At 72.7% G+C, this 12,938-nt stretch carries 12 protein-coding genes; 5 read left to right on the top strand and 7 right to left on the bottom strand.

What is annotated here, in order from left to right:
- Positions 1 to 175 precede the first annotated feature (175 nt).
- The 4 genes from AB0435_RS11255 to AB0435_RS11240 all read right to left on the bottom strand — a co-directional run bounded on the left by AB0435_RS11255 (position 176) and on the right by AB0435_RS11240 (position 4,033).
- On the bottom strand, positions 176 to 1,390 hold the full coding sequence (locus tag AB0435_RS11255; protein ID WP_366426744.1) for an acyl-CoA dehydrogenase family protein: 1,215 nt from the start codon (positions 1,388 to 1,390) through the stop codon (positions 176 to 178).
- A gap of 5 nt (positions 1,391 to 1,395) precedes the next feature.
- Entirely contained in the window at positions 1,396 to 2,418 is a 1,023-nt protein-coding gene (locus tag AB0435_RS11250; protein WP_366005039.1) for a phosphotransferase family protein, read from the bottom strand.
- Between the two features lie 144 nt (positions 2,419 to 2,562).
- Positions 2,563 to 3,504 carry an MBL fold metallo-hydrolase gene (locus AB0435_RS11245; RefSeq protein ID WP_366005040.1) on the bottom strand — a complete coding sequence of 314 codons (942 nt, stop codon included), beginning with the start codon at positions 3,502 to 3,504 and terminating at the stop codon, positions 2,563 to 2,565.
- Between the two features lie 88 nt (positions 3,505 to 3,592).
- The gene (locus AB0435_RS11240) at positions 3,593 to 4,033 is read right to left on the bottom strand and encodes a MarR family transcriptional regulator (RefSeq protein ID WP_366005041.1); all 441 of its coding nucleotides are present in this window, start codon (positions 4,031 to 4,033) and stop codon (positions 3,593 to 3,595) included.
- Between the two features lie 133 nt (positions 4,034 to 4,166).
- Between AB0435_RS11240 and AB0435_RS11235 the strand changes: the two genes are divergently transcribed.
- A complete protein-coding gene (locus tag AB0435_RS11235) occupies positions 4,167 to 5,657 on the top strand; it encodes an MFS transporter (RefSeq protein ID WP_366426743.1) in 1,491 nt (496 codons plus the stop codon).
- Positions 5,658 to 5,691: 34 nt separating this feature from the next.
- Complete coding sequence (locus AB0435_RS11230; RefSeq protein ID WP_366005043.1) at positions 5,692 to 6,618, top strand: NADP-dependent oxidoreductase; 927 nt, start codon at positions 5,692 to 5,694, stop codon at positions 6,616 to 6,618.
- Positions 6,619 to 6,774: 156 nt separating this feature from the next.
- Here the strand turns inward: AB0435_RS11230 and AB0435_RS11225 are convergent, their stop codons facing one another.
- Positions 6,775 to 7,299: an NUDIX domain-containing protein gene (locus AB0435_RS11225; protein WP_366005044.1), complete on the bottom strand. Its 525-nt coding sequence runs from the start codon at positions 7,297 to 7,299 to the stop codon at positions 6,775 to 6,777.
- A gap of 152 nt (positions 7,300 to 7,451) precedes the next feature.
- Positions 7,452 to 8,336: a DMT family transporter gene (locus AB0435_RS11220; RefSeq protein ID WP_366005056.1), complete on the bottom strand. Its 885-nt coding sequence runs from the start codon at positions 8,334 to 8,336 to the stop codon at positions 7,452 to 7,454.
- A 394-nt stretch (positions 8,337 to 8,730) separates the two neighbouring features.
- On the opposite strand from AB0435_RS11220, the gene AB0435_RS11215 reads away from it, so the two are divergent.
- Positions 8,731 to 9,684: a hypothetical protein gene (locus tag AB0435_RS11215; protein WP_366426742.1), complete on the top strand. Its 954-nt coding sequence runs from the start codon at positions 8,731 to 8,733 to the stop codon at positions 9,682 to 9,684.
- A 52-nt stretch (positions 9,685 to 9,736) separates the two neighbouring features.
- On the top strand, positions 9,737 to 11,263 hold the full coding sequence (locus AB0435_RS11210) for an APC family permease (RefSeq protein ID WP_366005046.1): 1,527 nt from the start codon (positions 9,737 to 9,739) through the stop codon (positions 11,261 to 11,263).
- A 120-nt stretch (positions 11,264 to 11,383) separates the two neighbouring features.
- On the opposite strand, the gene AB0435_RS11205 is transcribed toward AB0435_RS11210, so the two are convergent.
- Positions 11,384 to 11,776 carry a (2Fe-2S) ferredoxin domain-containing protein gene (locus AB0435_RS11205; protein ID WP_366426741.1) on the bottom strand — a complete coding sequence of 131 codons (393 nt, stop codon included), beginning with the start codon at positions 11,774 to 11,776 and terminating at the stop codon, positions 11,384 to 11,386.
- Positions 11,777 to 11,831: 55 nt separating this feature from the next.
- Between AB0435_RS11205 and ddaH the strand changes: the two genes are divergently transcribed.
- Positions 11,832 to 12,617, top strand: coding sequence for a dimethylargininase (gene ddaH / locus AB0435_RS11200; RefSeq protein WP_366426740.1), 786 nt, complete (start codon positions 11,832 to 11,834; stop codon positions 12,615 to 12,617).
- The last annotated feature ends 321 nt before the right edge of the window (positions 12,618 to 12,938 follow it).

Genomic DNA, 12,938 nt, shown 5'->3' with positions numbered 1-12,938 from the left:
CGCACTCGGATCAGCCCATTCCAGCCCGTTGGGGGCACCTCTGGGGGCACCCCCGGACGGAGTCTGGGGGAGGTGGCTGGGGGAGCTTGAGGACACCGCCGCGCAGCGGTGGTGCGGATGACACAACCCGCAGCCGACAGCTCAGGCCGACCCCGACCACCAGCCCGGCCACCGCCTAGACATAACGCCGCAACTCCCGCCGCGCCAGAGACCGCTGATGGACCTCGTCCGGCCCGTCCGCCAGGCGCAGCGTCCGTGCCGCCGCCCACAGCTCCGCCAGCGGGAAGTCCTGGCTCACGCCGCCCGCCCCGTGCAGCTGGACAGCCTGGTCGATGATGCCGACCACCGTCCGCGGCGTCGCGATCTTGATGGCCTGGATCTCCGTGTGCGCCCCGCGGTTGCCGACCGTGTCCATCAGCCACGCCGTCTTGAGCACCAGCAGCCGCAACTGCTCCACGGCGACCCGGGAATCCGCGATCCACTCCTGCACCACGCCCTGCTGGGCGAGCGGCTTCCCGAAGGCCGTACGGGAGACGGCCCGCCGGCACATCAGCTCGATCGCGCGCTCGGCCATGCCGATCAGCCGCATGCAGTGGTGGATCCGGCCGGGCCCCAGGCGCGCCTGGGCGATGGCGAAGCCGCCGCCCTCCTCGCCGACGAGGTTCGTCGCGGGCACCCGCACGCCGTCGAGGACGATCTCCGCGTGGCCGCCGTGTGCGTGGTCCTCGAAGCCGTAGACCCGCATCGCCCGGCGGACCTCCAGGCCGGGCGTGTCCCGGGGGACGAGGATCATCGACTGCCGGCGGCGCGGGTCCGCGCCCTCCGGGTCCGTCTTCCCCATGACGATGAAGATCTCGCAACCGGGGTACATCGCGCCGGAGATGTACCACTTGCGGCCGGTGATGACGTAGTCGTCGCCGTCCCGCTCGATCCGCGTCTCGATGTTCGACGCGTCCGAGGAGGCGACCTCCGGCTCGGTCATCGCGAACGCCGACCGGATCTCGCCCGCGAGCAGCGGCTCCAGCCACCGCTTCCGCTGCTCCTCGGTGCCGAACTGGGCGAGCAGCTCCATGTTCCCCGTGTCGGGGGCCGCGCAGTTGAGGGCCGTGGGCGCGAGGTGTGGGCTGCGGCCGGTGATCTCGGCGAGCGGCGCGTACTGGAGGTTGGTCAGCCCGGCCCCGTACCGCGGATCGGGCAGGAACAAGTTCCACAGCCCGCGCCTCCGTGCCTCCGCCTTCAGCTCCTCGACGACCGGGGGAGTGTCCCAGGGGGAGGTGAGCGCGGCCCGCTGTTCCTCGGCGGTCGCCTCGGCCGGATGGATGTGCTCGTCCATGAAGGCCAGCAGCTCGCCGCGCAGCTCTTCCGTACGGGCGTCGAATGCGAAGTCCATGGTGCTCAGCCCTCCTGAAGGGTGGTGAGTCCGCCTGCGATGAAGAGCGGTACGAGCTGCCCGATGCGGTCGAAGCCCGGCCCGACGGTCTGTCCGAGGGTGTAGCGGTAGTGGATGCCTTCGAGGATCACGGCGAGCTTGAAATAGGCGAAGGCGGTGTACCACGGCAGCGCCGAGACGTCGCGGCCCGACCCGGCCGCGTACCGCTCCACCAGCTCCGCGGGCTCCGGGTGGCCCGGCGCCTCGCGGGTGGTGGCGATGGGCGAGCCGGGCACGGGCCGCTGCTCGCAGTACATCACCAGCAGGCCGAGGTCGGTCAGCGGGTCGCCGAGCGTGGACATCTCCCAGTCGAGGACCGCCCGGACGGTGTCGTCGGCGCCGACGAGGACGTTGTCCAGGCGGTAGTCACCGTGCACGACGGTGGGCGCGGGCGAGACGGGCAGCGCCGCCGCCAGGGCCGTGTGGAGCTCGTCGATGCCGGGCAGCTCGCGCTCGCGCGAGGCCGCCAGCTGCTTGCCCCAGCGCCGCAACTGCCGCTCCAGGAAGCCGTCCGGCCGCCCGAAGTCCGCGAGCCCGGCCGCGGCCGGATCCACGGCGTGCAGCTGTACGAGGGTGTCGGCGAGCCCGAGGACGACCCGGCGGGTGCGCTCGGGGCCGAGCGCGGCCAGCTGCTCCGCCGAGCGGTACGGCGTGCCGGCCGCGAACTCCATCACGTAGAACGGCGCTCCCAGGACGCTCTCGTCCTCGCACAGCAGCAGCGCCCGGGGCACCGGCACGGGAGTCGGGTGCAGCGCGCTGATCACCCGGTGCTCGCGCCGCATGTCGTGGGCGGTGGCCAGCACGTGCCCCAGCGGCGGGCGGCGCACCACCCAGCGGCCGGTGCCGTCGGTGACGGAGTAGGTGAGGTTGGAGCGGCCGCCCTCGATCAGCTCGGCGCCGAGCGGCCCGCGCACCAGCCCCGGGAGCTCCCGTTCCAGATATCCGCGCAGCCGGTCCAGGTCGAGTCCTGGGGGATTGCCCTTGCTCATCGAGTGCTCCTCCATGGGGAATTGAGCCCGCGGACGCGGTCGGGCCGGGGCCGCGGCGGGCGCGGCACCGGTCCGGGATCATCATGCCGACCGGTCGGTATGCCGTCCAGACCTCCCGGCGACAATCCGCCACCGCCGTACGCGTCAGGCGTGGCAGGTGAGGGGCTCCCCGCCGTTCATCGTCCGCATGTCACCGAGCACCATGGGCAGGTCGAGCTGGACCCCCAGCGGCAGGCCGTCGAGCTCGGCGTACGCGCGGTGCAGATTGCCCACCAGCCGCTCGCTCTCGTGCAGCTGCGCGAACTCGCCGAGGTCCGCGCGGCGTGCGGCCTCCAGCGGGGTGCGGCCCGCGGCGTGCTCGGTCGCGGCCAGGTCCTGGAGCCAGCGGAAGTAGCGCTCCAGGACGTCGTAGACGCCCGGGTCGGTGACCGGGCCGTGCCCCGGCACGACGGTCTCGGCGTCCAGGCCCCGCAGCACCTCCAGCGCGCGCAGCGACCCGGCGAGGGAGCCCATCGGGATGAAGGGGGTGCCGCCGTTGAAGACCAGGTCGCCGGTGAAGACGATGCCCTCCTCCGGCAGGTGGACGATCGTGTCGCCGATGGTGTGCGCCGGGCCCGGGTGGATCAGCCGCAGCTCGGTGTCGCCGACGTGCAGGGTGAGCGAGTCGTCGTAGGTGACGAAGGCGGGGGTGATCGCGATGTCGCCGTAGTCGATCCAGGGCCACTGGCCGTGCAGTTGGAAGCCCACGGCGAGGGTCTCCGCGCGGCAGCCGGTGTGGCCGATGATCGTGGCCTCGGGGAAGACGCAGTTGCCGTAGGTGTGGTCGCCGTGGTGATGGGTGTTGACGACGGTCGTGGGCGGTGCCGCGCCGTGCGCCGCCGCGGTGTCGCGCAGCAGCCGGGCGCGCCGCTCGGTCGCCGCCGTGTCGATCAGCGCCGTGCGGCCGCCGGAGCTGATGATCCCGGCGTTGTTGAGGCACCAGCCGCCGTCGGGCTGGATGAACGCGCGGACGCCCGGGGCGAGCTCGGTGGTGTACGGCTCCGTCGCTGCGGTGCCGACGGGCGACGCGGTGGTGCTGCTGGACATCTAAGGGCCTCCCCTCGTCGTCCGCGCGGGGTGCGCGGATCGGACTGACCGTCAGAATACGGGCGCGGGGCGATCGGGGCGGAAGCCGTCAGGCCCGCCGCTCCATGCCCGGACGGAGCCGCTCCAGCAGGCCGTAGAGCGTGGTGCGCTCCTCCTCGTCCAGCGCGTCCAGCGCGCTGTGGGTGGCCTGCATCTCGGCGCGCACGCGGCGGATGATCTCGTGGCCCTCGTCGGTGGCCACCACGTTCTTCACCCGCCGGTCGGCCGGGTCCGCCTCGCGGCGGACGAGCCCGCGCGCTTCGAGGCGGTCCACGATGCCGGTGACGTTGGAGGCGTCGCAGACCAGCAGGGTGGCCAGGCCGCGCATCGGGACCGGGCCCTTGAGCTGGGCGAGGAGCTTGGCCTGCACGGAGGTGAGGCCCTGGCGGGCCGCGGCGGCGGCGAAGTCCTGCCACTGGGCGGTGCCGAGCGCCGCCACCAGCTCCAGGAGCTGGGCCTTGGTCGGGGTCCGGGGGGAGGTGGCGGTCATGCCTCGAGTCTACTCAAGAGCTTGAGGTAATGAAACATTAACTTGACTACCTGAAGTATCTGGCCCTAGCCTTTCCTGGTTGCTTGACGATCTCAAGCATCAAAGTCGTGAAGCAATCCGGAGGATTCCCCGCATGAGCTCCCCAGCCGCCGCCGAGAGCGGAAGACGCAACGAGACGGTCATCGTCTTCGCCCTGAGCCTCGCCGCCATGGTCGTCTCGATGATGCAGACGCTGGTCGTACCGATCCTCGGCCTCATCCAGAAGGACCTCGGCACGACCCCGGCCAACGTCAGCTGGGTCACGACCGCCACCCTCCTCTCCGCCGCCGTCTTCACCCCGCTGCTCGGCCGCTTCGGCGACCAGCACGGCAAGAAGAAGACCCTCGTCGGCGTGCTGATCGTGATGGTCGCGGGCTCCGTGCTCGCCGCCGTCACCCACTCCCTGCTGTGGCTGATCGTCGGCCGCGTGCTCCAGGGCGCCGCCACCGCGATCTTCCCGCTCGCGCTGTCCGTGCTGCGCGAGGAGGTGCGCCCCGCCAAGCTGCCCGGCGCCATGGCCATGGTCAGCGGCACCCTCGCCTTCGGCAGCGGCCTCGCGCTCGTCGCCACCGGCCTGCTCACCTCCGGCGACAACCCCGACTACCGCAGCGCCTTCTGGCTGGCCACCGGCCTCGCCGCGCTCGCGCTGATCGCCGTCGTCCTCCTCGTGCCCGCCACGCGGGAGACCACCGGCGGCCGCACCGACGTCCTCGGCGCGCTCAGCCTCGCCGCCACGCTCGTGCTGCTCCTGCTGCCCATCACCCAGGGCCACGAGTGGGGCTGGTCCTCCGCCCGCACGATCGGCTGCTTCATCGGCGCCGTCGTGATGGCCGGCGTGTGGACGCTCGTCGAGCGCAAGGTGAGCGAGCCGCTGGTCGACATGAAGATGTTCGCCCACCGCCCGGTGCTCTTCGCCAACCTCTCCGGACTACTCGTCGGCTTCGGCTCCTTCGCCCTCTTCATCGGCGTCTCCTACCTCGTGCAGATGCCGTCGAAGATCGCGGGCTACGGCTTCGACGCCAGCGTCCTGCGCGCCTCCGTCGAATTCCTGCTGCCCAGCACCATCGTCTCGCTGCTCGCCGCCCCGATCGGCGGCCAGCTCGTCCGCCACAAGGGCCCGCGGGTGGTCCTGCTGCTCGCCTCGCTCTTCGGCACCGCGGGCTTCGCGTGGATCACGCTCGACCACGACCACGCGTTCTCCGTCATCGCCGCGGGCATCCTCGTCGGCGCGGCCATCAGCTTCGGCTACGCCGCCATGCCCGCCGTGATCGTCTCCAGCGTGCCGCACCACCAGACCGGCATAGCCAACGGCATCAACTCCATCTCCCGCTCCACCGGCAGCGCCATCGGCTCCGCGATGATCACCACGGTGCTGGCCTCCAAGAGCATCGAGCACCTGCCGCCGGGCGCCCCCAAGCTGCCCGCCGAGAGCCAGTTCACGCTGACCTTCGTCATCGCGGGCGTGGCGCTCCTGCTGGTCGCGGCCGTCGCCGGGCTCGGCCTGCGCAAGATCCACACCCTGGGTTCCGAGGCGGCGGGCCGGGCGCCCGCGAAGGACGCTGAGACCGCACGCGCCACCGCCTGACCCGCTGTTCGCACCCCCCACGAGGAGCACCACCATGAAGGCCATCAGCTACCGCAGCTACGGCGGACCCGAGGTCCTGGAATACGGCGAGCGGCCCGACCCCAAGGTCGGCCCCGACGCCGTCCTGATCAAGGTCAAGGCCGCAGCCGTCAACCCCGTCGACTGGAAGGCGCAGGCCGGCTACCTCGACGCGGCCCTGGACGCCGTCTTCCCCGTCATCCCCGGGTGGGACGTCTCCGGCGTGGTGGTGCAGCCCGGCGCCGACGTCGCCGAGTTCGCCGTCGGTGACGAGGTCATCGGCTACGTCCGCGAGGACTTCCTCTCGCGCGGCACCTTCGCGGAGTACGTCGCCGCCCCCGTACGGACCCTCGCCCGCAAGCCGGCGAACCTGACCTTCGAGCAGGCCGCCGGGCTCCCGCTCGCGGGCCTGACCGCCTACCAGTCGCTGGTCAAGGCGCTGCGGGTGAGTAAGGGCGAGACCGTGCTGGTCCACGCGGCGGCGGGCGGCGTCGGCTCCATGGCCGTCCAGATCGCGAAGCACCTGGGCGCGCGGGTCATCGGCACCGCGAGCGAGCGCAACCACGACTACCTGCGCGGCCTCGGCGCCGAGCCGGTCGTCTACGGCGAAGGGCTGGCAGACCGCGTACGGGCGCTGGCCCCCTCCGGCGTCGACGCCGTCCTCGACCTGGCGGGCGGCGAGGCGCTCACCGTCTCCCCGGCCCTCCTCGCGGAAGGCGGCCGCATCGCCTCCATCGCCGACCCGTCCGTCCTCGGCCTCGGCGGCCGCTACGTCTTCGTCCGCCCCGACGCGGCCGACCTCACGGCCCTGACGGAACTGGCGGAGAGCGGCGTGCTCACGGTCGAGGTGGCGGAGGTGTTCCCGCTGGAGAAGACGGCGGACGCGCAGCGCTTGAACGCCGAGGGGCACACGCGGGGCAAGATCGTGGTGACGGTTCCGTAATACGGCGGGGTGCGACCCGGCGGGCTTGTTCCTCCGCCGCGTGAGGGGCTTCGCCCCGGACCCCGAAGCACGACGCTTCGCGCGCTGTCCTCGAACGCCGGACGGGCTGATTCAGCCCGTCCGGCGTTCGAGGACGTGCTCGCAGGGGGCTCCCGGTCAACAACCCTCGCGCTCGCGCAGCAGCCGGTACGCCGCGAGCCCGTCCGGCACCCAGTCCCACTCCGGGAGCCGGGCCTCCAATTCCTCGTCGGAGAGGAACGCGTGCCAGGCCACTTCCGACTCCTGCGGCGAGACGGCCGCGTCGCACCGGACCTCGTACACCGCCGACCACCACGACTGCCCGGGCGCGTCGTAGAGGAAGCGGAAGAGCGGGGTCGGCGCGGGGAGCCCGGATACGCCCAGCTCCTCCTCGGCCTCACGGAGGGCCGCCTCGTCGTAGGACTCGCCCGCCCCGACAACGCCGCCCACGAACATGTCGTAGCGCGAGGGAAAGACGAGCTTCTGCGCCGTACGGCGATGCACGAAGACCCGCCCCGCCGCGTCCCGGGCCCGCACGAACACGCAGCGGTGCCGCAGCCCGCGCGCATACGCTTCCCCACGCGGCGCCTGCCCCACGACACGGTCCTGCTCGTCGACGATGTCCAGCACTTCATCCGCCGGCTGCGGCTGTTGATCGCTCATGAGCCCATCCAATCAGCGGCGCGACGCGATCGGGGTCTGGGGCGGAGCCCCAGTTTCGGGAAGGGGCGGGGCTGGGGAACAAAGCCCGCCGCAGGCGGAAAACAACCCGCACCCGGAATCGATCCGCCAAGCAAAGCGCAGCGCCCCGCACGTCAATGCGGCTGAAGGTCCCGCGCCCGATCCACCGCGGCGGAGCCGGCCGGCATCGCCGGATGCCGTCCGATCAGCACGATGCCGACCACGATCGCCGCCAGCCCCGCCGCCTCCCAGGCCAGCGCCCCCGGCGTCGTCCGCAGCCGGTCGCCCAGGAAGCCCACGCCGCAGATGATCCCGGCCAGCGGCTGCGCCGCGGTCAGGGCGGGCAGCGACAGCCGCAGCGGCGCCGTCTCGAAGGCGCTCTGCACCAGGACCAGCGCCGTGACGCCCAGCGCGAAGACCCCGTACGGCTGCCAGCTCACCAGCAGCGTGGTCCAGCCGCCGTGCGCGAACCGCTGGCCGCTGACCCGGGTGAGGGCGTCCTGCACGCCGTAGAGCAGGCCCGCCGCGACCGCGAGCAGCGCCGCCTCCACGCTCATCCGCAGCCGCTTGGAGACCGTCGCGAGCAGCAGGGCCGAGCCCACCATCAGGCCGATGATCAGCCAGTGCCGCAGCGGATCGGTCACCGAGTCGCCGCCGTGCGGGCGGCCCGCGACGATGAAGGCCGTCACCCCGCCCGCCAGCAGCCACAGCCCGCACCAGCCCGTGGCGCCGAGCGGCTGCCGGGTGCGCCAGCGCGACAGGGCCATGGCGAACAGCAGGTTCGTCGCCAGCAGCGGCTCCACCAGGGAGATCTCGCCCCGGCCGAGCGCGATCGCGCCGAGCACCATCCCGACGATCATCAGCGCGATGCCGACCAGCCACTGCGGCATCCGGACGAGGTCGAGCAGCAGCCGGATGGAGAGGAAATCGCTCATCGGGGCCCGCTGCGCCGCGCTCTGCTGGTAGACGAAGCCGACTCCCAGGCAGCAGGCCGCACTCACGGCGAAGGCGAAGACCATCACGTCGCGCACCTCAAGACCGCCGGGTCGTAGGGGACTTGACAGAAAAACGATAGCCGCCCCGGGGGCGGTGTGACGGCCGGGTACCCGTCTTTCGGCCGTGCATTCCCTCCCGCGTTCCCTCCAATGGCGTATAGAACGTATATGCGAAAAATGCCCTTCCGGTCACCTCTCCACCGTACGTCCGGGCGGCGGCGGACGTACCCCGATCCGGGCGAGCCGCCGGAGTGCAACCCGATCTGATGGGTTGTGAGTTGAGGTGCCGTCAGTTCCAAGGTCGCCCTTGACTCGGAGCCGTGACTACCGCTTTGCTGTGCGTGACCGAAGTGGTTGATTTCGATGACGCCTCGCGCGGGCGCCGGGAGGGGCCGCAGCCCGTGGAGGAAGTCCGCCGATGACGCCCCCGCCCTTGGGCCGCCCGCGGAACAAGGACGGACCGGCCTTCGACCCGGCCCTGGACGACACCGCGCTCGCCGCCGCCCGCGACGCCCTCGCCCGCGGCCGCTGGGACGGGGCCCGCCGGCTCCTCGCCGAGACCGGCGACGACTGGGACCGCCGCGGCCACCGCGTCGTCGTCCTCGCCGAGGGCACCGCCAGCACCGCCTGGGCCCGCGAGTGGCAGCTCGCCGAGCCCGACAGCCCCGACGCCGCCGCGCTCCTCGCCTGCGCCACCGTCTTCCGGGCCGTACGCGGCCAGGAGATCCCCGAGGTCGCCCGCGCCGTCTGCCTCACCGCGGCCAGGATGGCCCCCGCCGACCCCACCCCCTGGCTCGGCATCCTCATCCTCGCCCGCCGCACCGGCACCGACGACGAGCGCGTCCGCGCCTTCGACCAGGTGCGCGCCCGCCACCGCGACCACCACCACGCCCACCACCTCATGGCCGCCTGCCTCGCCGAACACCAGTCGGGCGACCGCGACGACCCCCTCCACGAGGTCTACGACTTCGCCTCCTGGGCCGCCGAGCAGGCGCCCGCCGACTCGCCTCTGGCCGTGCTCCCCGTCGTCGCCCACGCCGAGCGCTACCGTGTACTCGCCCGCGCCGGCGTCGAACCCCACGACCCCGCCCGCTCCGGGCACTGGACCACCCGCCGGGCCCGCCAGGTGATGAAGACCGCCTTCGACTGGTGGCTCGAATGGGACGTCGACGACGGCACGGCCCACCCCCGCCGCAAGGTCGACCTCAACTACCTCGCCCACGCCAAGCTCCACGAAGGCCGCCCGGCCGAGGCCGCCGCCCTCCTCACCCGCATCGGCCCGCACGCCACCCACGCCCCCTGGTCGTACCCCGACGGGGACCCGCGCAAGGCGTTCCAGGCCGCCCGCCGGGCCGCGCTCGGCGCGGCCTGACCCCGCACGCGCACGACCGCCCCGCTCACTCCATGGGAAGGACGACCCCGCCATGCCGACGGGCACGACGAGCGAGATCAGCACGTTCAAGGGCCAGGGGAGACGGCTGCGCGCCGACCGCATGGGGCCCGCCGGCCTCCTGCTCTCCGTGGTCGCCGCAAGCGCGCCCCTGATGGTGACGGCGGGCGTCATGCCCACCACCTACGGCACGATGGGGGTCGTCGGCCAGCCCCTGCTCTTCGTCATCCTCGGCGTCGTGCTGACCCTCTTCAGCTTCGGCTACGCCGAGATGAGCCGCCACGTCCACAACGCCGGTGCCTTCTACGCCTATATCGCCCGCGGCCTCGGCGGCACCGCGGGAGCGGCCGCCTCCGTCGTCGCTCTGGTCGCCTACAGCGCCCTCCAGTTCGGCATCTACGGCATCTTCGGCTTCGAGCTCTCCGGCCTCCTCGACGAACACCTCGGCATCCGCGTCGCCTGGTGGGTGCCCGCCCTCGCCGGCGTCCTCGCCGTCGGCGTCCTCGGCTGGCTGAAGATAGACCTCAACGCCAGGGTCCTCGGCGCCCTTCTGCTCGTCGAGTGCGCCATGGTCGTCGTCTTCGACCTCGCCGGCCTCACCGCCCCCGGCAGGGAAGGCGTCTCCTTCCACGCCTTCGACCCCACGACCCTCGGCGTCGGCGGCCTCGGCACCGCCCTCTGCTTCACCATCGCCGCCTTCGTCGGCTTCGAACAGGCCGCCGTCTACGCCGAGGAGACCAGCAGGCCCCAGGTCGTCGTCGCCCGGGTGACCTTCCTCGCCGTCGGCTTCGTCGCCCTCTTCTTCGCCGTCAGCTCCTGGGCCCTGAGCGTCGCCGCCGGCCCCGGCCGCATCGTCGGCCTCGCCCGTGAGCAGGGCCCGAACCTCCTCTTCGCCCTCACCGAGGACCGGCTCGGCGGAGCCGTCACCGACGTCATGCACCTCTTCTACGTGACCGGCATGTTCGCCGCCATGCTCAGCTTCCACAACGTCGTCGCCCGCTACGTCTTCGCCATGGGCCGCGAGGGCCTGCTGCCCGCCGCCATGGGCCGTACGGCCAAGGGCAGCGGCGCGCCCGCCCACGGCTCACTGCTCCAGAGCGCCGTCTCGGTCCTCGCCGTCGTGCTCTTCGCGCTCACCGACCGAGGCCCCCACGGCGACCCGACCGCCCCCGTGCTGCGCCTCTTCACCTGGAGCGGCAACGTCGGCGCCCTCGGTGTCATCGTGCTCATGGCCGCCGCGTCCGCCGCAGTCATCGCCTTCTTCGTACGCCGCGGCGCCGCCCGCGCCCAGGCCCCCCGCCTCGTCGCCTCCGGCGTCGCGGGCCTCGCGCTGATCGTCATCGCCTGGTACGCGGTCAGGGACTTCCACGTCCTCCTCGGCGCGGACCCCGGCTCGCCGCTGCGCTGGATCCTGCCGGGCGTCATCGGTGCCGCGGTCGTCGCCGGGATCGGCTTCGGCGTCGTCCTCAAATACGCACGCCCCGCCGTCCACGCCGGCATCGGCCTCGGCAACGAGGCGTTCCAGCTGGAGAAGGCGGCGACGGCCGAACCGGGTCGCTGAGCGCTCCGCCGGAATTCCGGTGACTCGTCCGCGGGCGCGTGGTGGCCGGTCGCGCCCGCGCGGCGGGGCCGCACCATGCAGCTGTCCGGCGCCCCTTCGGGGCGCTGCCGAACCCGGCCGCTAACCGTCGAGCGCCTTGCCGACCCGCCGCGACGCGGTGAACTCGTAGAGGTCCAGCACCCCCGGCGGTTCGGCGACCCCCGGTCCCCCCGACCGCACCCACGCCGCTATGTCGGCCAGCGCGTCGTCGTCGTTGACCAGGCCCAGCCACACCGGCCGGCCACCCGCCGCCGACGGCTGCACGACCATCACGTTCGCCTGGTCGCAGACATCGAGGCACTCCGACACCCGCACCTGCCCCGCGTCCCCGACGGCGGCCCGCAGCCGGGCCGTCTGCCCCGCATGGTCCACCCCGGGCACCTTCCGCGGGTCGCCGCAGCAGCAGCCACGGCACACGGTGATCCGGCAGGGAGCGGTTTCCGGGGCGGCGCGACGGGCACGTTTCGAGATCATCAGGCAGATGATACGCACGGCCGAACCGCTCAACCCCCGTGGAGAGGAAGCCCGTATGCCCGGCAGAACGGCTCTGGTCCGCCGCCCCGGCCCCCGCCTCGCCGAGGGCCTGGTCACCCACATCGCACGCACCCCCGTCGACACCGCGCTCGCCCTGCGGCAGTGGGACGACTACTGCCGGGCGCTGCGCGACCACGGCTGGCGGGCGGTCGAGGTGCCGCCCGCCGACGACTGCCCGGACGCGGTGTTCATCGAGGACGCCATGGTCGTCTTCCGCACCGCCGCCCTCATCGCCCGCTCCGCGGCCCCCTCCCGCCGCCCCGAGACCGCCGGTGCCGAGGAGGCCGCCGAAGCGCTCGGCCTCACCGTCCACCACGTCCGTGCGCCCGGCACGCTCGACGGGGGAGACGTCCTCAAGATCGGCGACACGGTCTACGTCGGCAGGGGCGGCCGCACGGACGCCGAGGGGATACGCCAACTCCGCGCCGCCTTCGAGCCGCTGGGCGCGCGCGTGGTGCCCGTAGCGGTGGAGAAGGTCCTCCACCTGAAGTCCGCCGTCACCGCGCTGCCCGACGGCACGGTCCTCGGCCACCCGCCCCTCGTGGGCGACCCGTCCCCCTCCTTGCCGTTCCCCCGGTTCCTCCCCGTCCCGGAGGAACCCGGCGCCCACGTGGTCCTCCTCGGCGGCCCCCACGTCCTCCTCTCGGCAGCCGCCCCCCGCACCGCCGCCCTCCTGACGACCCACGGCCTCCACCCGGTCCCGGTGGACATCACCGAATTCGAAAAACTGGAGGGCTGCGTGACGTGCCTGTCGGTACGGGTACGGGCTCTGCCGGGCTGAATGGGGGCCGGGTAGGGGGATCCCAGCTGAGCTGGGGTCCTTCCTGGTGGTGTCCGAGGGGGGACTTGAACTCTCCTCTCGGGCACCAGCCCATAACTGCTCTGACCTGGGGAAACGCCCGTCGACAGGCTTGATTTCGGCGAGCGTTTCTCCTGTTCTTTCCTGCTGTTTCAGGCCCTCTCGGGCCCCTGTTGGTCATGCGTTGGTCACGTGACCAACCCTCCTCCGAGGCGTCCGTCCCTGGTCAGGCTTCCCGGACCGCGCCACGGGGCTACGCCCAGTCTGCACGGGCGCGTACGTGACCACGTACCGGGGGTGGCT

It is taken from the genome of Streptomyces sp. NPDC051173, assembly GCF_040689515.1.
Classification (GTDB): Bacteria; Actinomycetota; Actinomycetes; order Streptomycetales; family Streptomycetaceae; genus Streptomyces.
Note: the sequence above shows the minus strand (reverse complement) of the source record. Positions and strands in the feature narration are given on the sequence as shown.